Consider the following 20,036-nt stretch of genomic DNA (forward strand, 5'->3'; position numbering starts at 1 on the left):
ACCTCGTTGCCGCCACGGTAGATCCGTTCGGCCTCGGGAGCACTGGTAGCGCCTCCCAGTGCGCGGGATGCGACGATGCGCTTCGCCGTCAGATCTCGACTCCCTCCCCGCCCGACTGCCTCAGCAGGTGACGGATGTCGCGCCGACTCGAGAGTCCTAGCCGGGCGAGCACGTTCGCGACGTGGAAATCGACCGTCTTGCGAGAGACGCCGACCCGGGCACTGATCTCGGCGCTCGTGAAGCCCCGGGCAACGAGTGTCGCCACTCGGCGCTGCTGTTCGCTCAAGGCGCTGAGCGGTCGGCTGCTGAGTGAGTCGGTGACGTCGGCTGCGGCGCCGGCGATGATGGAGTCGCAGCGGGCGACGAAGATGCTCGCGCCCAGAGCGGCGAGTTCCGACCGCGCCTCCTTGTAGACGGCGAGGCCCTCGACCTTCCCGTCATCGCCGCCATGGCGCGTGAGCGCCGTGCCCGCGACGAGCCTGATCCACGCGCGGCCGAGCGGGTCCTCGCCGGGCCCGACGAGTTCGAGAGCGTGGTGGATGCTGTCGAGGGCGTCGCCCGATCGCCCATCACGGTCGTGCAGAACGCTCGAGAAGGCGAAGAAATAGGGGTCGCTCGCGACGTCCGCCCCCCGGCTCCAGCCCGTGATCAGATGATCGGCGCGCTCGCGCTTCTTGAGGTGCCACGACGCCAATACCTGCAACCCCAGCCACTCGCTGCGACGGAAGTGGTGGGGGTGATCGGCCGACGGACCACCGAGGGCCGCGCCGTCGAGCGTGCGCTGCAGCGCGTTCCAGTCGTTCAGCCCGATCGCGAGGCAGATGCGGGCCCGCACCAGGGCGGCGGCGCGGAGCGGTTGGGCGTCGTTCCGGCCGGCGTCTCGGGTCGGAGGAAGCTCAGCGCGCTCGAGACGCTGCAGCGCGAGTGGCAGCTCACCCCGGGAGGCGGGAACGATGGCGCTGGCCGCGATCGCGGTCGATCGGAGTTCGTCGAGGTCGTGCAGCTCGGCCAGCACGACGGCTTCCTCCCCCAGCCTCGCCGCCCTCGACCAGGTGCCCTCCCGCACGTTCACCATCACGAGGCCGGAAAGGGCCATCACCCTGACGGCCGGCCGGATGCCGTCGATTCCGAGCACCCGCTGGAACCCCGACCGGGCTCGGGCCAGCTCGCTGCGCGCGCTCTCCACCTCAGCAAGAGCGAGCAGCGCATCCGCATGCTCTCGCGCGGCCCCTTCGCCGAGCGCCGCAGCCGCCCGCCGGAGCTGTCCGATGAAACGCGGCTCGGTTCCCGACCTGAGCTCGGCTGCGGCGATACGCCCCAGCTCATCGAGATCGTCGGACGGCAAGGGAGGTGAGGAGTCGGTGGCCATGATCGCTGAGCCCCTGGGTTCAATACGGAACTGCCTTCTCACGGAGTCTAGCGAGCCGCCCGGGACAGGACACCACGGAAGCCCCGGATCGCGGGCGGATTCAGCCCTGGCCCTGCCCGCCCACCCGCGCGATCAGCTGCTGGATGAACGGGATCAGCTCCTGCGCCTGCCCGACGCTCGCCATCCCGGTGGCGACGAGCGGCCAGACCGAGCCGATCGGTGTGGCGACGACGGCGGCGACGGCCGCGATCCACGAGAGGGCGCCGTTCCGCGACACGAACGCCAGCGCCAGGAACCCCAGCGCGACGATCGAGCAGATCGCGATCGATGCGACGATTGCGCCCACCGGCACGTCGAGCGCCCCGACGGTGGTGGCGTCGGCGCCCGCGATCAGGCCGAGCACGGGAAGCATCACGCCGACGACGGTCAGCAGGCAGAGCACCACCGCGGTGATGACGGCGGCCCAGACGGCGCGGGGGCGACGGCGGGCGGGGGTGCGGCTGAACGATCGCATGGGGCTCCTCGAATGGCGGCGGCACCGCGCACGGCCTGGAAGCCCACGCGGTTCACCTAGAAGACGGCCGGCACCTGCACTTCGTCACGCGCCGCCTCCCCGCCCGTCGCCCAGCGGCTCCTCCGGCACTCCGCCGACGCGCCGAGCCGAGCCGAGCCGACGAACCGAAGCAGCCAGCCCGCCTAGACCGTAGCCTGCACCCCTAAACCGCAGCCCCCACCCCCACCGCCGCCGCGAGCGGCGTGTACCCGAAGTGCGGGAACGCCGCCGCCGTCGGCTCGTGCGTCAACCGCCCGTCGACCGTCGACACCGCCGCCGCGAGCGCCGCATCCCGCTCCACCGCCGAACGCCACCCGAGGTCGGCCAGCCGCACCACGTACGGCAGCGTCGCATTCGTCAGCGCCGCCGTCGACGTCGCCGGAACCGCACCCGGCATGTTCGCCACGCAGTAGAAGATCGTCTCCTCGACGGGGTACGTCGGCTCGTCGTGGGTCGTCGGTCGCGAGTCCTCGAAGCAGCCGCCCTGGTCGATGGCGATGTCGACCAGCACCGAGCCGCGTTTCATGCGAGACACGAGCTCGTGCGAGACCAGCTTCGGCGCGGCGGCGCCCGGCACCAGCACCGCGCCGATCACGAGATCGGCCTCCAGCACGCTGCGCTCCACCTCGAACGCGTTCGAGACCACGGTCTTGACCCGCCCGGCGAACACCTCGTCGATGTGCCGCAGCCGCGGGATCGACAGATCGAGCACGGTCACGTCCGCGCCTGCGGCGACGGCCTGCTGCACGGCGTTCTCACCGGCCTGTCCGCCGCCGATCACCGTCACCTTGGCGGGCCGCACCCCGGGCACGCCGCCGAGCAGCACCCCGCGCCCGCCCTTCGAGCCCATCAGGTGGTAGCTGCCGACCATCACCGAGAGCCGTCCGGCGACCTCGCTCATCGGGGCGAGCAGCGGCAGCGATCCGTCGGCGAGCTGCACGGTCTCGTACGCGATCGAGGTCGCGCGCGACGCGATCAGCGCGGCGACGAGGGGCTCGGCGGCGGCCAGGTGAAGGTAGGTGAAAATGAGCTGCCCGGCGCGCATCCGCTCGTATTCGGGCTCGATCGGCTCTTTCACCTTCACGATCATCTCGGCGGCCCACACCGCGTCGACGTCGACGACGGATGCTCCCGCCGCCGCGTACTCGTCGTCGAGGATCGCCGAGCCGACGCCGGCCCCCGTCTCGACGAGCACCGTGTGCCCGTGCTTGACCAGCTCGAACACCCCCGACGGCGTCATCGCCACTCGGAACTCGTTGTTCTTGATCTCCTTCGGCACCCCGATGATCACGGTGGGCTCCTTCGCTCGTGGTCGACCGTCGCATTCGCGATCCGCCTCGATTATCGAGCGAGCGGATGCTCGTTGTCACCGTTTCCGAATATCATTCGGCTGAAACCGCACACGGCGCGGCAGAATTCGAAAGAGGGCCACGATGGCGCACACCGGCGGAACAGCGGCGATCGACGACATCGACGAACGGATCGTCTGGGAGCTCTGCCGGGAGGCCCGGCTGCCGAACAAAGAGCTGGCCGAGCGGGTCGGCATCGCCCCGTCGACGTGTCTGGTGCGGGTGCGGGCGCTGCACGCGAGCGGGGTGCTGCGGTCGTTCCACGCGCAGCCCGACTGGGCGTCGCTCGGGCTGCCGATCGAGGCGATCGTGCAGGTGCGGCTGAAGGCGCAGGCGCGGGCCGAGATCCGCAGCTATGCGCAGCGGGTGATCACCCTGCCGAACGTGCTGAACGTGTTCTTCCTCGGCGGGGCCGACGACTTCCTGATCCACGTGGCGTGCACCTCGACGGGGCAGCTGCGCGACTTCGTCGCCACCGAGCTCAGCATGGACAACTCGGTCGCCTCGACTCAGACGAACATCGTCTTCGACCACCTGATCGGCGTGCAGCACATGCAGCAGGGCAGCTCGTGGAGCGAGGTGCGCGAGGCGCTCTAGTCCTCGTCCCAGAACCCCTCGTGCACCGCGGTCGCTCCCGGCAGCGCCACCGGCCCCACGACCTCCACGTCGCGCCCACCCCGCGCGAACACCTCGCGCGACGGCAGCGCCAGCGTCGGCACGCCCTCCTGCGCGTCGACGAGCTCGCGCAGCGCCTCCTCCGACAGCGCGAACACCACGCGCGGGATGTCGGCCCAGTAGATCGCCCCCGTGCACATCGCGCAGGGCTCGGTGCTCGTGTAGAGCGTCGAGCCGGCGAGCTCGTCGCGTTCGAGCTGCTGACCGGAGTCGCGCACGAGGTTGGTCTCGGCGTGACCGATGGGGTCGTGCCCGGTGTTCACGGTGTTCATCGCCTCGATGGTGAGGCCATCGGCGGTGACGAGCAGGGCGCCGAAGGGGTGGTCGCCGCGGTCACGGGCGGCGGCCGCCAGGGCGACGGCCCGCTCGAGGTGCGCGAGGTCGGACGGGGCGAGATCGGCGGGCGCGAGCGCGGGGTCGGTCATCTACCCACCCTGGCACACGCCCCACCCGCCGAGCGCCCCCTAAGCCTCGACCGGCACGGGCCCCCGCCGAGCGCCCCCTACGCCTCGACCGGCACGTGCTCGTCGTCGGGCGGCAGCGCCGCGCCCCCACGCGCCCGTCGCCGGATGAGCAGCCCGATCAGCGGATACAGCAGCACCGAGATCATCCCCGCCCCCACCAGCGCCGCCGCCGTCCCGGGCAGGATCGCCTGCCGCGACAGCGCGATCCCGGTGACCGCCACGATGATCGGCAGCCCGGTCGCCCCGAACAGCCCCAGCGCGAAGCGGTCGCGCCGCGACGACCCGGCCGGCGCCGCCAGCATGCTCGGCAGCCCCCGCACCACGAGGAGCAGCACGGCGAACACCGGCAGGAGCACCAGCGCGGCCGGGTCGGAGACCAGCGCCCCCAGGTCGAACGTGATGCCGGTGTAGATGAAGAACACCGGCACGAGGAACCCGAACGCGACCGCCTCGAGCTTCGCGTCGACCAGCTCGAGGTCGGGCTTGTTCACGCCCGACAGCAGCACCCGGCAGATCACGCCGGCGGCGAAGGCGCCGAGCAGCATGTCGAGCCCGAGCACCACGCTCAGCACCACGAGCGCCGCGATCGCGAGCAGCACCAGCCGCACCGCGAACTGTCCGCTGGTATGCAGGGTCGCGGTCACGATGCGGTGCAGCCCGGTTCGCGGCCCGCGCGAGGCGGCCAGGATGCCCAGCAGCGCGATCGCCGTGAAGCCGATCAGCACCACGGCCGAGATGCCGGGCGAGCGCCCGCTCAGGAAGAGCGAGATGGCGATCAGCGGCCCGAACTCCCCCACGGCCCCGACGGCGGTGACGGCCCGCCCGAACGGGGTCGACAGCTCTCCGGCGTCGCGGAGCATGGGCATGATCGTGCCCAGCGCCGTCGAGGTGAGCGCCACCCCGATGAACACCGCGGCCTCGAGGTCGGGCGCCACTAGGAACCCCACGGCGATCGCACCGACCAGCGAGATGCCCCAGCCGAGGGCAGCGCGCACGATCGGACGTCCGGCGATCGCGGCGAAGTCGATCTCCCGGCCCGCCATGAAGAACAGCAGCGCCAGCCCGAACTCCGCGATTGCTCCCGAGAACGGGCTCGGCCCGAGCCAGCCGAGCACGCTCGGCCCCACCAGCACCCCGAGCAGGATCTCGAACACCACCAGCGGCACCCGCGCCACCCGCCCCACCGCCGCGGCGACGAGCGGAGCCGCCACGGCGAGCGCGGCGATCAGCACGATGCCGACCGGATCAGCCTGATCCACCCGCTACACCCCCGGCAGGTGCCGCTCGTCGACCCCGTCGTAGGCCGAGAGCGGCCTGATCAACGCGTTCGACGCCAGCTGCTCCCGGACGTGCGCCGTCCACCCCACGATCCGCGACGCCACGAACAGCGGCGTGAACAGCTCGGTGTCGAAGCCCATCAGGTGGTACGCCGGGCCCGACGGGTAGTCGAGGTTCGGCTTGATGCCCTTGCGCTCCTGCATCGCCTGGTCGAGCGCGTCGTAGAGCGCGAGCAGGTCGGGCCGGTCGTACTCGGCGACGAGGGTGTCGAGCGACGCCTTCATGGTGGGCACCCGCGAGTCGCCGTTCTTGTAGACCCGGTGCCCGAAGCCCATGATCTTGCGCTTCTCGGCCAACGCCGAGTCGAGCCACGCCTCGGCGGCCGAGGCCTCGCCGATCTCGTCGAAGACGTGCATCACGGCCTCGTTGGCGCCGCCGTGCAGCGGGCCCTTCAGCGCACCGATGCCCGCGACGACCGCCGAGTACAGGTCGCTGAGCGTCGAGGTGACGACGCGCGCGGTGAAGGTCGAGGCGTTGAACGAGTGCTCCGCGTACAGGATCATCGACACGTCGAACGCCTTCACGACCACGTCCGACGGCACGTCACCGAAGGTCATCCGCAGGAAGTTCGCCGAGTAGCCGAGCGACTCGTCGGGCTCCACGAGCTCCTGGCCACGCCGGCGGCGCTGGTCGTAGGCGACGATCGCGGGCAGGGCGGCGAGCAGGTGCACGGCCTTGCCGAGCGTGCCCTCCTCCGATGAGTCCTCCCACGCGGGGTCGAGCGCGCCGATGACGCTGACTGCGGTGCGCACGACGTCCATCGGATGCGCGGTCAGCGGCAGCTCGTCGATCACCCGTTTGACGGCCGGATCGAGGGCGCGCTGCGACCGCTCGGCCCGCTCGAAGGCGGCCAGTTCGGCGTCGGAGGGCAACTCACCGTTCCACAGCAGGTAGGCGACCTGCTCGAAGGAGCACGACGCCGCCAGCTCCTGCACCGGATACCCCCGGTAGAGCAGCGAGTTGGTCTCGGGGTTGACCTTCGACACGGCGGTGTGGTCGACGACGACGCCGGCCAGCCCCTTCTTGATCTCCTGCGGATCGGTCATCTCAGCACTCCTTCGTCAGCAGCATGGGCGTGGACGGCGTCGTCCCCGCGTCGAGGCGCTCAGCGCGCATCCGGAACCTCGAAGTCGAACACCGAGGAGTCGAAGGCGTTGTAGCCCGCGTAGTCGACCAGTTCGTAGAGTCTGGCACGCGTCTGCATCGTGGCGACCTCGCTCTTCAGTGAACCTTCGGCGACGAGCGCGTCGAGCCCGCGCTCGGCGGCGCCCATCGCGATGCGCAGCAGCGAGACGGGGTAGATCACGAGGTTGGCGCCCACCGACTCGAGCTCGCTGACGCTGAACAGCTCGCTCTTGCCGAACTCGGTCATGTTCGCCAGCATCGGCACGTCGACGGCAGCGCGCATGGCCTCGAACTCCGACAGGTCGGCCATCGCCTCGGGGAAGATCGCGTCGGCCCCGGCGTCGACGAGCTGCTTGGCGCGGTCGATCGCGGCACCGAGGCCATCGGCGGCGCGGATGTCGGTGCGCGCCATGATCAGCAGGTTCGCGTCACGTCGGGCGTCGACGGCGGCCCGGATGCGCTTGACGGCCGTGTCGGCGTCGACCACCGCCTTGCCGTCGAGGTGCCCGCAGCGCTTGGGGTTGACCTGGTCCTCGATGTGCAGGCCGGAGACCCCGGCGTCCTCGAGGGTCTGCACCGTGCGCGCCACGTTCATCGGCTCGCCGAAGCCCGTGTCGGCGTCGATCAGCGTGGGCAGGTTCGTCATGCGCGAGATCTGCCCGCCCCGGGTCGCCACCTCGGTGAGCGTGGTCAGGCCGATGTCGGGCAGACCGAGGTCGGCGGCGATCACGGCACCCGAGATATAGACGCCGTCGAAGCCCTTCTGCTCGATCAGGCGGGCGCTCAGCGGGTTGAAGGCGCCGGGCATCCTGAGCAGTCGGCCGCTCGAGAGCGCCTGGCGGAAGGCGGCGCGCTTCTCGTGCGCCGGAACGGTGGAGTACAGCATCAGAACAGTCCCTTCGGGGTGGGGATGGCCTCGAGCAGGCCTGGCCGGGCGACGACGTTCAGCTGCCGCACCTCGTCGACGCTCAGGGCGGGGAGGCGCTCGGCCAGGGCGAGGAAGCGCTCGATCTCGGCCTCCTCCACGACGCCGGCGGCGAGCATCCGGAACTTGCGCACGTAATCGGCGCGGGCGAAGGGCCGGGCACCGAGCGGATGCGCGTCGGCCACCGCGATCTCGTCGACCACGGTCGAGCCGTCGGCGAGCACGATCTCGACACGACCGCCGAACGCCTTCTCGGCGGGGTCGAGCGAGTGGTAGCGACGGGTCCACTCGGCGTCCTCGAGGGTCTGCACCTTGCGCCACAGCTCGACGGTGTCGGGGCGGCCGGAGCGCTCGGGGCTGTACGAGTCGACGTGGTGCCAGGCGCCGTCCTGCAGCGCGACCGTGAAGATGTACGGGATCGAGTGGTCGAGCGTCTCGCGGCTGGCCGTTGGGTCGTACTTCTGCGGGTCGTTGGCGCCGGAGCCGATCACGACGTGCGTGTGGTGGCTGGTGTGGATCGTGACCGACACGACGTTCGCCGGGTCGGTGGTCTCCGGATGCTCGCGGTTGAGCTTGCGGGCGAGGTCGATCCACGCCTGCGCCTGGTACTCGGCCGAGTGCTCCTTCGTGTAGGTGTCGAGGATGGCGCGCTTCGCCTCGCCGTCCTCAGGCAGAGGGACTTCGTAGCGCGCATCCGGCCCGTCGAGGAGCCAGGCGATCACGCCGTCCTCGCCTTCGTAGATGGGGGTGGGGCTCGTCTGGCCGCGCATCGCCCGGTCGACCGCCTCGACGGCCATCTTGCCGGCGAAGGCGGGGGCGTGCGCCTTCCAGGTGGAGATCTCGCCCTTGCGCGACTGGCGGGTGGCCGTCGTGGTGTGCAGCGCCTGGCCGACGGCCTGGAAGATCGTGTCGACGTCGAGGCCGAGCAGGGTGCCGATGCCGGCGGCGGCCGACGGGCCGAGGTGGGCGACGTGGTCGATCTTGTGCTCGTGCAGGCTGATCGCCTTGACCAGGTCGACCTGGATCTCGTAACCCGTGGCGATGCCGCGCACGAGGTCGGCGCCGGTGCAGCCGACGTGCTGGGCGACCGCGAGGATCGGCGGGATGTTGTCGCCCGGGTGCGAGTACTCGGCCGCGAGGAAGGTGTCGTGGTAGTCGAGCTCGCGCACGGCCACGCCGTTCGCCCAGGCGGCCCACTCGGGGCTCGCGGTGGTGGTGACGCCGAAGATCGCGGCTCCGGGGGTGGCAGGGTGGTCGAGCGCCTGGGCGCGGGCGGCGACACCCGGGCCGCGGGTGATGCTCGCCACGGCGACGGCGGCGTTGTCGATCACGCGATTGATGACCATCTCGGTGACCTCGTCGGTGACGGCGACGGGGTCGGCGGCGACCCGGGCGATCTTGTGGGCCAGCTGGTCTTCGCGGGGCAGGTTCTCGTCGCTGCGGTGCACGCGCACGGGGTGGAGGTTCATCGGGCGGGGGCGCCTTTCGGTGTGGGGGGCGTGGGGTGGTCGGTCAGTGGGGTGCCGGTCGGTGGGGTGCCGGCCGGTGGGGTGCCGGTCGGCGAGGTGCCGGTCGGTGGCGCGGATGCTCGGTCGGAGGGTTCGGGGAGGCCCGCCTCGAGGGAGCCGAGGGTGGCGCGGAGGCTGCGGGCGAGGTGCACCCGCGTGGCGTCGGCCGCGAGCTGCGGGTCGCCGTCGACGATCGCGTCGACGATGAGCAGGTGCTCACGGGCGGCCTCGAGCAGCCGGGCCGGGTTGTCGCGCGAGAGCCGGCGGAGGCGCACGAGATGCGTGCGCACCGTGGTGAGCGCCTGCACGAGGAACGGGTTCTGCACGGCTTCGTCGATGGCCGCGTCGAAGCGCAGGGCGAGGTCGTAGTAGGCCAGGCGGCCCGGATCGGGATCGGTCAGCAGGGCGGGCACCTCCCGCAGCTCGTCCTGCAGGGCGACGAAGACCGCTCGCGTGCGGCGGCGGGCCGCGAGCGCCGCCGCCTCGGTCTCGAGGGCACGCCGCAGCTCGAAGAGCTCGGACACGTTCGCCGCCGACACCGGCGTCACGATGAGTCCGCGCCCGCCCTGCGGTTCGACGAGCCCGTCGGCCACGAGCCGGGCGAGGGCCTCTCGAACGGGGGTGCGGGAGATGCCGAGGCGGCCCGAGAGCTCCACCTCGGCCAGCACCGCGCCCGGCGCGAGCTGCCACGACAGGATCTCGGAGCGCAGCGCCTCGTAGGCGAGCTCGCCCGCGCGGGCCATCACGCGCATCCGCTCTCTGTATACATCGAGGCCACATTACGCCCGTCTCGACCGGGTTTCAAGCGGCTGTGTATACACGGGCCAGGATGCGCGAACCGCAGTACATTCAGCACATGACATTCGACCCGAACGCCAAGATCGATTCCGGCAAGGTCTCGAAGCGGGGTCGCGGCGTCGCCATCGGCGGCGGCAGCGTCGTGGTCGTGGTGGGGCTGTTCCTGCTGTCGCAGCTGACGGGGATCGACCTGAGCGGGCTCGCGGGCGGTGCCGGCGGCGGTGGCGGGTCGGACAGCTCGCAGGACCAGGCCGTCTCGTGCGAGACCGGTGCCGACGCCAACGCCAGCACCGACTGCCTGATCACCGGCGCGGCGACCTCGCTCGACGTGTACTGGAGCGGCGCGGCCTCGCAGCTCGGGACGCAGTACCGGGCGCCGGGCGACATCATCCTCTTCGAGCAGTCGACGAACACCGGCTGCGGTCAGGCCACGAGCGCCGTCGGGCCCTTCTACTGCCCGCCGGATCAGCAGATCTACCTCGACACGGGCTTCTTCGACGAGCTGCGCACCCAGTTCGGGGCGAGCGGGGGGACGCTCTCGCAGATGTACGTGATCGCGCACGAGTGGGGGCACCACATCCAGAACCTCACCGGGGTGCTCGCGTCGGAGAACACCGGCGACACGGGCCCGGCGTCGGACTCGGTGCGCACCGAGCTGCAGGCCGACTGCTACGCGGGGGCCTGGGTGGGCGCCGCGTCGACCATCGCCGACGAGAACGGCACGACCTTCCTCGAGCCGGTGACCGACCAGCAGATCGCGGATGCGCTGAACGCCGCCTCGGTGATCGGCGACGACCGCATCCAGGAGAAGAGCAGCGGGCAGGTGAACCCCGAGGCGTGGACGCACGGGTCGAGCCAGTCGCGGCAGAAGTGGTTCTCGACGGGGCTGTCGGGCGGGCCGACGGCCTGCGACACCTTCGGCGTCGACGCGTCGCAGCTCTGAGCCTCATTCGGCCGGGCCCGGGCGAGCCCGTCACCGGGGGTGCGTGATGGTGGGTGCGTCATCGTGTGCGGCATCTCGGGTGGTGAGCGATGCTCCGGTTGGGCGGGTGTCGGAGGTGCCGCGTAGGCTCTTCTGGTGACGTTCGACGAGCATCTTCCGCGGGGGCGCGCCAGTCTCGAGGTGCTGCGCGCCGAGGCGGCCGACGAGCTCGCCACCGTGGTGCAGGAGCGGCTGCTGTCGGGGGAGGATCCGTGGGACTTCATGGACGAGCTGCCCTCCGTCGACGAGCTCGTGATCTACCTGCTGCGAGCCGACAACATCGCCTCGAACGGCGGGCGTCGGCCGTCGTCGTCGCGCAACTATCGCGTGCTGCGGCAGATCGCGCTCGATCACCCCGACCTGACACCGGCGGTCTGGCGACTTATCGGTGACAAAGACGCCCCCGACTGGGCCCCCGGGCCGGGCCGCAACGGCTCGGTCGCGCGCCCCGGTGCCGCCGACGCGGCAGACACCCCCGACCGCCGCGCGGGCTGACCGGAGACCGCCGGGGCAGGCTGACGCGAGCTCACCGCGCCTGACTCTCTGCGCCGACGCGCGCGGCTCAGCGGCCCGCGCGGCTCAGCGACGCGCGCGGCCCGGCGACACGCGCGGCCCGGCGACACGCGCGGCTGAGCTGCGCGTGCGGCCCGGCGTCGCGCGCGGCTCAGCGGCGCGCGCGGCTCAGCGGCGGGCGAGAGAGGTGAGCCGCTTCCAGAGGGAGGGGCGGAGGGGCTGCTCAGCGGCGCCGCCGAGGTCTTGCACCTGCACATGGGCCGTGACGCGGATGGCCGGCGGTTCGGCGGCGGGGCCCGCGGGCATGGGGGTGGGGCCGGTGCTGAGACCACCCGAAAGGGAGGGGCGACCTTCGGCGACCCAGTCGAGATAGGCGGCGTACGGATCGCTCGGATCGGGGGCCACGGCCATGGCACCGGCACCCTCGCCGCGTCGGTAGTGCTTGGTGGCCATCTCGCCTCCCCTGAGAAGATCGTGCTCGCTTACGGGAAGTTTCGCACGAAGCGCCACGATTCGTTATCGCTTCGTTGCGGCTTGACTTCAGGGGGCATTCCGCGGCCACGCGGGATCGCGGCCGGGTGGCGCTCGGCGACGGGGCGCCGAGCGGTGACGGTCAGGCCGAGAGGCGCAGGGGCTCCTCGAGCAGCTCGTCGAACGAGAGCGTCACGCCGTCGCCGTGGCAGTCGCGGCAGTGGCTGAACTCGTCGTCGAAGACGTTCTGCACCGGGTCGGCCCCGGAGCCGTCGCAGCGTTCGCAGGTATCGAAGATGTCCATGCGGATAGTGTGCGCCGCACCACCGACATCGGCGGTAGCCACGCCGTCGGCTCGCGCATCCCCCAGCCCCCTCGCGGCCACGGTCGCCACGCCACCCCACGCCACGCCACGCCCCGATGGGGAGTTGTCCCCATCGCCCCCGGCGCCGCGGCGTGGAACGCTCGGAGTTCGATCACGGAACGGCGGAGCGGATGGCGCGGCGAGCAGCAGAGCACAGGGCACCCGAGACCGACGAGGCACCCGAGACCGACGACCCCGCCTTCGAGGATCTGCTCTGGGAATTCGATGTGACCCGTCAACGGGCCGACGTCGACGACGAGCGCGCCGCCGCGAAGACTCGACGGCCTGCCCCCCGCACCCCCGCCGGCCCGAAGCCGTTCGCGCGGCCCGAGCTGCTGAGCCCGTGGGAGCGGCTCCGGGCCAACCTCGCAGCGCGCATCCTGAGCTGGACACTGCTCGTGGGCGGCACCGCCACCCTCGTCGCCCTCGCGGTGGCGCAGCGCTGACCGCCCGGTTCGAGGAATGAGAAACGGGCCCCCCGCCACCAGGACTGCGGCGGAAGGCCCGTTCGGTACAACAGCGAGTCAGAGGCCGAACGCGGCCCCGGTGTGCGCCCCGACCCCCGCGGCGGCCGGCGTGCGGTCGTCCTCGGCGGTCGAGCCGGTCCAGCGGTCCTCGCCGGCGACGTGACCCTCACCGACCGAGCCGGCGGCCTGCGCCACGGCCACGCGCTCGGCGTGCGACGGCGGGTTGCTCGGCACCCCGGCGGGGCGCTTGGACTCGTTGATCTCGCGCAGGGCGGGCACGATCTCCTCGGCGAGGATGTCGATCTGCTCGAGCACCGTCTTCAGGGGCAGCCCGGCGTGGTCGATCAGGAACAGCTGACGCTGGTAGTCGCCGACGTGGTCGCGCATGGTGGCGTACCGGTCGATGATCTGCTGCGGCGATCCCACGGTCAGCGGGGTCTGCTCGGTGAAGTCCTCCATCGACGGGCCGTGGCCGTAGACCGGGGCGTTGTCGAAGTAGGGCCGGAACTCGTTCCAGGCGTCCTGCGAGTTCTTGCGGGCGAAGAACTGCCCGCCGAGGCCCACGATCGCCTGGTCGGCGTGGCCGTGCCCGTAGTGCTCGAAGCGGCTGCGGTAGAGCGACACCATCTGCTCGGTGTGCTGGATGGGCCAGAAGATGTTGTTGTGGAAGAAGCCGTCGCCGTAATAGGCGGCCTGCTCGGCGATCTGCGGGCTGCGGATGCTGCCGTGCCAGACGAACGGCGGCACGCCGTCGAGCGGGCGGGGCGTGGCGGTGAAGCCCTGCAGCGGGGTGCGGAACTTGCCCTCCCAGTCCACGACCTCCTCCTCCCAGAGGCGGCGCAGCAGCGCGTAGTTCTCGAGCGCGAGCGGGATGCCCGCCCGGATGTCCTTGCCGAACCAGGGGTAGACCGGCCCGGTGTTGCCGCGGCCCATCATGAGGTCCATGCGGCCGTTCGAGATGACCTGGAGCATCGCGTAGTCCTCGGCGATCTTCACCGGGTCGTTCGTGGTGATCAGGGTCGTCGCGGTCGAGAGGACGATGTTCTCGGTCACCCCGGCGAGGTAGCCGAGCAGAGTGGTGGGGGACGAGACCACGAACGGCGGGTTGTGGTGCTCGCCCTGGGCGAAGACGTCGAGGCCGGCCTGGTCGGCGTGCTTCGCGATGGTCAGGATGGCACGGGTGCGCTCCGTGTCGTCGGGGGTGTGCCCCGTGGTGGGGTCGGTGGTGACGTCGCCGACGGTGAAGATTCCGAACTGCATGGCTGCGACCCTTTCTCAGATCAATGCGTTTGCATGTATCTCGTACAACACCCTACCGCCAGAACTATTCCCCTCGTCAGCGTGGGGTGGTAATGTCTCAGATCAGCGACGCAAAGCCCCTTTGTGCTGGTGATAATAGACAGGAGATGCCGAGATGGTTCGGCCCGTCCCTCTTCGCGTCTCCCAGTCCGCCGCCGAGATCGGCGAGAATCTCGCGGCGTGGCGCAAGCTCCAGTCGATCACCTCGGCACAACTGGCCGAGCGCGCCGGCATCTCCCGTTCCACCCTCTCGAAGATCGAGCACGGCGACGCGGGAGTCGGTCTCGGCGCCGTGCTCGCGGTGTCGCGGGCACTCGGCGTGCTCGACGCGCTGGTCGAGTCGACCGACCCCTACCGCACCGACCTCGGCCGAGCCCGCGCCGACGAGGCGCTGCCCCTCCGGGTGCGGCCCTGATGCGCATCCTCGCCGAGCTCGACGAGGGCGGCACGACGAGACCGGTGGGCGAGCTCTTCTCCACGGTGCGGCGCCGAACGGTCGTCTCGTCGTTCGGCTACGACCGCGGCTACCTTGCCGACCGGTCGTCCTACGCGATCGAACCCGCCCTCCCTTTGCATGCCGGGTCTCAGGCGCTCGCCGCCCCGCTGCCCCGGGCCTTCGCCGATGCCGCACCCGATCGGTGGGGCCGCGCCCTGATCGCGAAGCGGCTGCGCGCCGAGGCGGCCGCCAGCGGCGAGGTCATGGGGGTGATCGACGATCGCGACTACCTGCTCGGCGTGAGCGACGCCACCCGGCATGGCGCCCTGCGGTTCCGCACCTCGCCCGAGGGACCGTTCGAGCATCCGGCCGACACCGTACCCAAGCTGATCGCGCTGCCCGAGCTGATGCGAGCTGCCGAGCGCGTGGCCCGCGACGAGCCCGGAGATCTGGCCGCCGTGAAACTGCTGCTCGACGCCGGGACGGGTTCGCTCGGCGGGGCACGCCCGAAGGCCTCAGTGCGCGACGGCGAGCGCCTCCTGATCGCGAAGTTCCCCCACCCCGGCGACGACTGGGACGTCATCGCCTGGGAGAGCGTCGCCCTCGAACTCGCCCGCGAGGCCGGGATCGACGTGCCGGTGACTCAGCACCTCGACCTCGACGGCCGCAGCGTGCTGCTGCTCGAGCGCTTCGACCGGGCAGGCGACGACCGGGTCGGCTACATCTCCGCCATGACGATGCTGGAGGCGGGCGACGGTGAACCGCGCGATTACCTCGAGATCGCCGAGGCCCTTGCCGCGCAGAGCGCTCGCGCGACGGCCGACCTCCGTCAGCTCTGGCGGCGCATCGCGTTCTCGATCGCCCTGCACAACACCGACGACCATCTGCGCAACCACGGCTTCCTGCGCGCCCGCGGCGGCTGGACGCTGTCGCCCGCGTTCGACCTCAATCCCGACCCGGCCCTCGCCGCCCAGCGGGTGACTTCGGTCGGCGGCGCGTCGACTCCCGACGCAGAACTCCGCATCCTGCTCGACTACGCGCCGTCCTTCGACCTCGACGCGGTGGGGGCGCGCGCCGTGCTGCGCGAGGTCGCCGACGCGGCCCGCGGGTGGCGCGGGGCCGCCCAGCGGCACCGCATCCCGCGGAGTGAGCTGGAGCGCTTCACGCCCACCCTCGACGCCACCGTCGACGTTGTCATCGCCGGGTCAGACAGCGGCGGCCGAGCCGGCCGAGGCTCGACGAGCTAGTCGCCGGGGCGTTACGAAGCCCGCTCCCCGAGGAGGGCCGTGAGGGCCGCCGGCGAGGCCGTGACGGCGACCGGCCAGGGCGGGCGGGCGAAGTCGGCGGCCGCCAGGCGGAGGCGCTGCTCGGTGACGCGCTCGCCCGGGCGCGGGCTCGCGAAGGCGAGGCCGTTCGGCCGGTAGCCGAGCTTGCGGGAGACCGCCAGCGAGGGCTCGTTCCAGTCGAACGCGCCCGAGTCGGCGAAGTCGGCCCCGAGGTGGTCGAAAGCGAAGGTCAGCACCGCCTGCCGCATCTCGGTGCCGAGCCCCTGGCCCTGCGCCGAGCGGGTGAGCCACGAGCCGGTCGAGACCGTGCGCAGGGTGGCGAAGTCGTCGGCCTCGAGATCCTGCACACCGATCGGACGCCCGTCCTGCAGCACCACGAAGTTCAGCCCCCACGACTCCGGCCGCAGCTCGGCGCGGCGCCGCCACTGGAACTGCGCCAGGGAGCGACGGAGGGTCGCGGGGTCCTCCTCGCTCCAGGGGCGCATGAAGGGCATCCGCTCGCCGTGGATGCCCGCGATCGCCGCGTCGGCGAGACCCGGCAGGTCGTCGTCGCGCACCACCCGCAGCACGAGCCGCGGGGTCTCGAGGCGCAGGGCGAACAGCGGCCAGACGTCGTCGATGCTCATGCGACCAGCGTAGGGCGGGAGGCGAGACGGCGGCGCAACGAGACGCACGGCGCAGCCAGACGCACCGCGCAGCGAGACGCACCGCTCAGCGCTCCCCTTGCTCCTCCGCCATCGCCTCGGCGTGCAGGCTCTTGCCCTCGGCGATCAGCCGGTCGTCACGGCGCAGCACCCCCACGAGCTCGCGCAGGCGCCCGGCGACGGCCTTGACCGCGAGAGCCGGGCTCGTGTGCACGGGCTCGGGGATCTCCGCCGCCTCGTGCGACATCCGGTTCAGCAGCCCGTCGGTGTCGCGGGGCGAGCGGGCGAACTCGACGCACAGCCGCGCCACGCCCTCCGCGTGCCGGTGCATCACCGAGTGGGCGGCGCCGCCGATCTCCCAGGTCGAGGCGACGGGGATGCGCGTGGCCGCCCATTCCGCGAAGGGTCTCGACACCACCGCGTCGTGCTCGCCGCGCACGATCAGCGTGGCGGCCCGGATGCGCGCGAACCTGTCCTCGATGCGGAACCGCATCATCGCCGGCAGCACCCGCAGGAACCACTTCGGCCCGCACGTGAGGTACGAGCCGACCGCCAGCAGCTTCACCTTGAACGGCTCGTGCCAGGCCGCCCGCAGGAAGCGGACCGCGAGCGTCGGCAGCCGCCGGGCCGAGGGGTCGACGACGGGGCTGATCAGCACGACCGTCGTGATGTCGGGCCGCCGGGCAGCGACCTCCGCCACCATCTGCGTGCCCATCGAGTGGCCCACGAGGATGGGGTCGTCGAGCCCGAGCTCGTCGATCGCCGCCTCGACCAGGTCGGCATACCCCTCGATGCTCATCGCGCTCGGCGGGTGCGGCACCCCGCCGAACCCCGGCAGGTCGAGCGCGTGCACCGGCCCGAACTCGTTGAGGTTCGGGGCGAGGCGCTCGAAGTAGGTGGCGGCGACACCGAGACCGGCCACGAGCACGAAAGCCCGCCCGCCCGGGGCGCCGATGGTCGAGACGCGCGCGTAGACGTCGCCGCGCTCGACGCGCCGCACCTCGATCGAGGTGTTCGGCTCGCTCGGGTCCCCGCCGCGTTCCACCATCCCTCCATTCTCCCTCAGGCCGGCCGGGTATCCCCCGTGCGGCGTCCGGATGCGCGGCCTACGGTGAGGGCATGGCACTCGAACTGAGCGACACCACCATCGACCACCGCGGCTCGAGCTACTCGCTCAGCGGCGGTCCGACAGAGTGGGCCATCACCCGGGCGGGGGCGCCGATCGGGCACCTGGTCGTCAAGTCATCTGCCGGCGAGGAGGGCGAGCCCGTCTACACGACCCGCCTCGTCGACGGCTCGATCGGCAACCTCGAGGGCACCGACTGGGAGCAGGTCGTGCGCGGCCACCTCAACGAGTTCGACCCCGAGATCGCCGACCCGACGTCCGACGTGCCGAGCGCCGGCGGCTGATCGAGGTGGCCCTGGTCGCCGCCTAGGGGGTGGGGCAGTGGAGCTGGGTGCGTTCGCCCGTGCGGTCGATGGTGTGGTCGGCCATGAGGCGGCCGCAGAGCGGGCAGCGGGGGTCGGCCGGGGGCACGTAGGGCGCCTCGGGGCGGCCGATGCCGACCTGGGCCGGGCCCGTGAAGGTGAAGACGATGCGGTTGAGACGGTTGACGAAGCCCGGCTTGCCGTCGAAGGGGTTCATGGGGTTCGGCTCGCGGGGCGCCTTCTTTCGTGCCATAACGATTAGTATACTAACGATATGACGACCGGTGCCGATCTGCTCGCCCTCGACCGCCAGCTCTGCTACGCGCTCGCGGTGGCCTCCCGCTCGGTGATCGGGGTGTACAAGCCGATTCTCGAGCCGCTGGGGCTGACGCATCCGCAGTACCTCGTGATGCTGGCGCTCTGGGAGCGTCAGCCGCGGTCGCTCGGCGATCTCGCCGCCGCGCTGCGGCTGGAGCCCGCGACGCTGTCGCCGCTGGTGAAGCGGTTGGAGGCGGGCGGGCTCGTCACGCGCGCCCGGTCGGCGAGCGACGAGCGGCAGCTCGCGGTGCAGCTGACTCCGGATGGGCGCCGGCTGCGCGAGCGGGCCGAGCAGGTGCCGCCGCAGGTGATCGAGGCGCTCGGCGTCGACGTCGATGAGCTGCTCGAGCTGCAGGAGCGGCTCACGGCGATCATCGCGCGCATCGCGCCGGCGGCGGCGTCAGCGGCGGTGCCGGCCGCCGCGTCCTGAGCCGGCGTCGGCCACCGCGTCCTGAGCCGAGCGGTCAGCCGCCGACGGCTTCAGTCACCGGCGCGGATGCACTCCGCGATCACCCCGAGCCCGTCGGCCACCTCGGCGAACGAGGTGCTGAGCGGCGACAGCCCGATGCGGATGCCCCCCGGCGCCCGGTAGTCGGGAAGCACGTCGCGCTGCCAGGCCCGGGCGACGACGGCCTGAGCATCCGGATGCCCGAGCGTGACGTGGCCCCCGCGCCGCGACGCCTCGCGCGGTGACGCCGGCGTGAGGCCGAGGCCCGCGAGCTCGCCGTCGAGCGCCTCGAGCACGAGCCCGGTGAGAGCGACCGACTTGGCGCGGATGGCCGGCAGGCCGGCTCGCTCGATCAGGTCGAGCATGTCGAGCATCGGCTGCAGGCCGAGGATCGACGGCGTGCCGCTCAGCACGCGACGGATGCCGGCGGCCGGCTCGTAGTGCTCTCCCATCGCGAAGGGGTCGGCGGCGCCCATCCACCCGGTGATGGGCTGGCGCAGCTCGGGCTGCAGGGCCGCGCTCACGTAGGCGAAGGCGGGTGCGCCCGGGCCGCCGTTGAGGTACTTGTACGTGCAGCCGACGGCGAGGTCGACACCCCAGCGGTCGAGCTCGGTGGGCACGGAGCCGACGGAGTGGCAGACGTCCCAGAGCACGAGCGCCCCGACCTCGTGCGCGAGGCGGGTGAGCGTCTCGACGTCGGCGAGGTGGCCCGAGCGGTACGAGACGTGGCTGAGCAGCAGCAGCGCGGTGCGCTCGGTGACGAGCTCGGCGATCTGCTCGGGCTCGGGGCCGCCGTCGCGCGGCACCGGGATCCAGCGCACGGTGAGGCCGCACTCGCGGGCGATGCTCTCGACCAGGAAGCGGTCGGTCGGGAAGTCGTCGTCGTCGATCGCGATCTCGTCGCGGCCCGGGCGGGCGGCCACGGCGGCACGGATGAGCTTGTAGAGCAGCACCGTCGTCGAGTCGCCCACGACGACCTGCCCCGCGGCGGCACCCAGCGTCAGGGCGCCGATGCGGTCGCCGACCCGCTCGGGGGCGGTCATCCACTGCTCGTCCCAGCCGCGGATGAGCCGGCCACCCCAGTCGTCGAGGAGCGCCGCCATCCGCTCCTTCGTGGCGGCGACCGGGCGACCGAGCGAGTTGCCGTCGAAGTAGGAGCGCACGCCGGGGTCGGCGACGAACGCGCCACGGAAGGGCGCGAGCGCATCGGCGGCGTCGAGCTCGGCGGCCCGCGCGGCGAGCGCAGGCAGAACGGCGGCGGCGTGTGAGGTCATGC

At 71.9% G+C, this 20,036-nt stretch carries 24 protein-coding genes; 8 read left to right on the top strand and 16 right to left on the bottom strand.

What is annotated here, in order from left to right; genetic code table 11:
• Positions 1-88 precede the first annotated feature (88 nt).
• The 3 genes from NVV95_RS13930 to ald form a co-directional block, all read right to left on the bottom strand.
• Positions 89-1,369, bottom strand: a complete 1,281-nt coding sequence (locus tag NVV95_RS13930) for a helix-turn-helix transcriptional regulator (protein WP_259487154.1) — start codon at positions 1,367-1,369, stop codon at positions 89-91.
• Between the two features lie 100 nt (positions 1,370-1,469).
• On the bottom strand, positions 1,470-1,883 hold the full coding sequence (locus NVV95_RS13935; RefSeq protein ID WP_259487155.1) for a hypothetical protein: 414 nt from the start codon (positions 1,881-1,883) through the stop codon (positions 1,470-1,472).
• A gap of 202 nt (positions 1,884-2,085) precedes the next feature.
• Entirely contained in the window at positions 2,086-3,213 is a 1,128-nt protein-coding gene (gene ald, locus NVV95_RS13940) for an alanine dehydrogenase (protein WP_259487156.1), read from the bottom strand.
• Positions 3,214-3,355: 142 nt separating this feature from the next.
• Here ald and NVV95_RS13945 point away from each other — a divergent pair, with 142 nt between their 5' ends.
• Positions 3,356-3,868 carry an Lrp/AsnC family transcriptional regulator gene (locus tag NVV95_RS13945; RefSeq protein WP_259487157.1) on the top strand — a complete coding sequence of 171 codons (513 nt, stop codon included), beginning with the start codon at positions 3,356-3,358 and terminating at the stop codon, positions 3,866-3,868.
• Here the strand turns inward: NVV95_RS13945 and NVV95_RS13950 are convergent.
• The 6 genes from NVV95_RS13950 to NVV95_RS13975 all read right to left on the bottom strand — a co-directional run bounded on the left by NVV95_RS13950 (position 3,865) and on the right by NVV95_RS13975 (position 10,058).
• Positions 3,865-4,371: a nucleoside deaminase gene (locus NVV95_RS13950; protein ID WP_259487158.1), complete on the bottom strand. Its 507-nt coding sequence runs from the start codon at positions 4,369-4,371 to the stop codon at positions 3,865-3,867. The two genes, NVV95_RS13945 and NVV95_RS13950, sit on opposite strands and share 4 nt — an antisense overlap.
• Positions 4,372-4,448: 77 nt before the next feature.
• Positions 4,449-5,669, bottom strand: coding sequence for a cation:proton antiporter (locus NVV95_RS13955; RefSeq protein WP_259487159.1), 1,221 nt, complete (start codon positions 5,667-5,669; stop codon positions 4,449-4,451).
• 3 nt (positions 5,670-5,672) lie between these two features.
• Entirely contained in the window at positions 5,673-6,794 is a 1,122-nt protein-coding gene (locus NVV95_RS13960; RefSeq protein ID WP_259487160.1) for a bifunctional 2-methylcitrate synthase/citrate synthase, read from the bottom strand.
• Positions 6,795-6,853: 59 nt separating this feature from the next.
• Positions 6,854-7,759 (bottom strand): methylisocitrate lyase, encoded by a 906-nt coding sequence (prpB, locus tag NVV95_RS13965; RefSeq protein WP_259487161.1) that lies wholly within the window; start codon positions 7,757-7,759, stop codon positions 6,854-6,856.
• Entirely contained in the window at positions 7,759-9,267 is a 1,509-nt protein-coding gene (locus NVV95_RS13970) for an MmgE/PrpD family protein (RefSeq protein ID WP_259487162.1), read from the bottom strand. The genes prpB and NVV95_RS13970 overlap by 1 nt, the downstream gene beginning before the upstream one ends.
• Positions 9,264-10,058: a GntR family transcriptional regulator gene (locus NVV95_RS13975; protein ID WP_310796078.1), complete on the bottom strand. Its 795-nt coding sequence runs from the start codon at positions 10,056-10,058 to the stop codon at positions 9,264-9,266. Before NVV95_RS13975 ends, NVV95_RS13970 begins: the two co-directional genes overlap by 4 nt.
• A 104-nt stretch (positions 10,059-10,162) precedes the next feature.
• Between NVV95_RS13975 and ypfJ the strand changes: the two genes are divergently transcribed.
• Positions 10,163-11,047 (top strand): KPN_02809 family neutral zinc metallopeptidase, encoded by an 885-nt coding sequence (gene ypfJ, locus NVV95_RS13980; protein ID WP_259487163.1) that lies wholly within the window; start codon positions 10,163-10,165, stop codon positions 11,045-11,047.
• Positions 11,048-11,182: 135 nt separating this feature from the next.
• The gene (locus NVV95_RS13985; RefSeq protein WP_259487164.1) at positions 11,183-11,581 is read left to right on the top strand and encodes a tryptophan synthase subunit alpha; all 399 of its coding nucleotides are present in this window, start codon (positions 11,183-11,185) and stop codon (positions 11,579-11,581) included.
• A gap of 186 nt (positions 11,582-11,767) precedes the next feature.
• Here NVV95_RS13985 and NVV95_RS13990 read toward each other — a convergent pair whose 3' ends face one another.
• Entirely contained in the window at positions 11,768-12,052 is a 285-nt protein-coding gene (locus tag NVV95_RS13990) for a hypothetical protein (RefSeq protein WP_259487165.1), read from the bottom strand.
• A gap of 160 nt (positions 12,053-12,212) precedes the next feature.
• Complete coding sequence (locus tag NVV95_RS13995; RefSeq protein WP_259487166.1) at positions 12,213-12,374, bottom strand: hypothetical protein; 162 nt, start codon at positions 12,372-12,374, stop codon at positions 12,213-12,215.
• 152 nt (positions 12,375-12,526) lie between these two features.
• Here NVV95_RS13995 and NVV95_RS14000 point away from each other — a divergent pair, with 152 nt between their 5' ends.
• A complete protein-coding gene (locus NVV95_RS14000; protein WP_259487167.1) occupies positions 12,527-12,880 on the top strand; it encodes a hypothetical protein in 354 nt (117 codons plus the stop codon).
• A gap of 78 nt (positions 12,881-12,958) precedes the next feature.
• On the opposite strand, the gene NVV95_RS14005 is transcribed toward NVV95_RS14000, so the two are convergent.
• The gene (locus NVV95_RS14005; RefSeq protein WP_259487168.1) at positions 12,959-14,161 is read right to left on the bottom strand and encodes an LLM class flavin-dependent oxidoreductase; all 1,203 of its coding nucleotides are present in this window, start codon (positions 14,159-14,161) and stop codon (positions 12,959-12,961) included.
• Between the two features lie 154 nt (positions 14,162-14,315).
• Here NVV95_RS14005 and NVV95_RS14010 point away from each other — a divergent pair, with 154 nt between their 5' ends.
• Together NVV95_RS14010 and NVV95_RS14015 are read left to right on the top strand one after the other, a co-directional pair.
• The gene (locus tag NVV95_RS14010; RefSeq protein WP_259487169.1) at positions 14,316-14,615 is read left to right on the top strand and encodes a helix-turn-helix domain-containing protein; all 300 of its coding nucleotides are present in this window, start codon (positions 14,316-14,318) and stop codon (positions 14,613-14,615) included.
• On the top strand, positions 14,615-15,883 hold the full coding sequence (locus tag NVV95_RS14015; RefSeq protein ID WP_259487170.1) for a type II toxin-antitoxin system HipA family toxin: 1,269 nt from the start codon (positions 14,615-14,617) through the stop codon (positions 15,881-15,883). Before NVV95_RS14010 ends, NVV95_RS14015 begins: the two co-directional genes overlap by 1 nt.
• An 11-nt stretch (positions 15,884-15,894) precedes the next feature.
• Here the strand turns inward: NVV95_RS14015 and NVV95_RS14020 are convergent, their stop codons facing one another.
• Together NVV95_RS14020 and NVV95_RS14025 are read right to left on the bottom strand one after the other, a co-directional pair.
• Positions 15,895-16,548 carry a GNAT family N-acetyltransferase gene (locus tag NVV95_RS14020; RefSeq protein WP_259487171.1) on the bottom strand — a complete coding sequence of 218 codons (654 nt, stop codon included), beginning with the start codon at positions 16,546-16,548 and terminating at the stop codon, positions 15,895-15,897.
• 85 nt (positions 16,549-16,633) lie between these two features.
• Positions 16,634-17,614, bottom strand: coding sequence for an alpha/beta fold hydrolase (locus NVV95_RS14025; RefSeq protein ID WP_259487172.1), 981 nt, complete (start codon positions 17,612-17,614; stop codon positions 16,634-16,636).
• Between the two features lie 71 nt (positions 17,615-17,685).
• On the opposite strand from NVV95_RS14025, the gene NVV95_RS14030 reads away from it, so the two are divergent.
• Positions 17,686-17,976 (top strand): hypothetical protein, encoded by a 291-nt coding sequence (locus NVV95_RS14030; protein ID WP_259487173.1) that lies wholly within the window; start codon positions 17,686-17,688, stop codon positions 17,974-17,976.
• A gap of 22 nt (positions 17,977-17,998) precedes the next feature.
• Here NVV95_RS14030 and NVV95_RS14035 read toward each other — a convergent pair whose 3' ends face one another.
• A complete protein-coding gene (locus NVV95_RS14035; RefSeq protein ID WP_259487174.1) occupies positions 17,999-18,247 on the bottom strand; it encodes a hypothetical protein in 249 nt (82 codons plus the stop codon).
• Positions 18,248-18,268: 21 nt separating this feature from the next.
• Between NVV95_RS14035 and NVV95_RS14040 the strand changes: the two genes are divergently transcribed.
• A complete protein-coding gene (locus NVV95_RS14040; protein WP_259487175.1) occupies positions 18,269-18,742 on the top strand; it encodes a MarR family winged helix-turn-helix transcriptional regulator in 474 nt (157 codons plus the stop codon).
• A 50-nt stretch (positions 18,743-18,792) separates the two neighbouring features.
• Here NVV95_RS14040 and NVV95_RS14045 read toward each other — a convergent pair whose 3' ends face one another.
• Positions 18,793-20,034: a kynureninase gene (locus NVV95_RS14045; protein WP_259487176.1), complete on the bottom strand. Its 1,242-nt coding sequence runs from the start codon at positions 20,032-20,034 to the stop codon at positions 18,793-18,795.
• Between the last annotated feature and the right edge of the window lie 2 nt (positions 20,035-20,036).

The sequence above is a fragment of the Herbiconiux gentiana genome, assembly GCF_024978135.1.
Lineage (GTDB): Bacteria > Actinomycetota > Actinomycetes > Actinomycetales > Microbacteriaceae > Herbiconiux > Herbiconiux gentiana.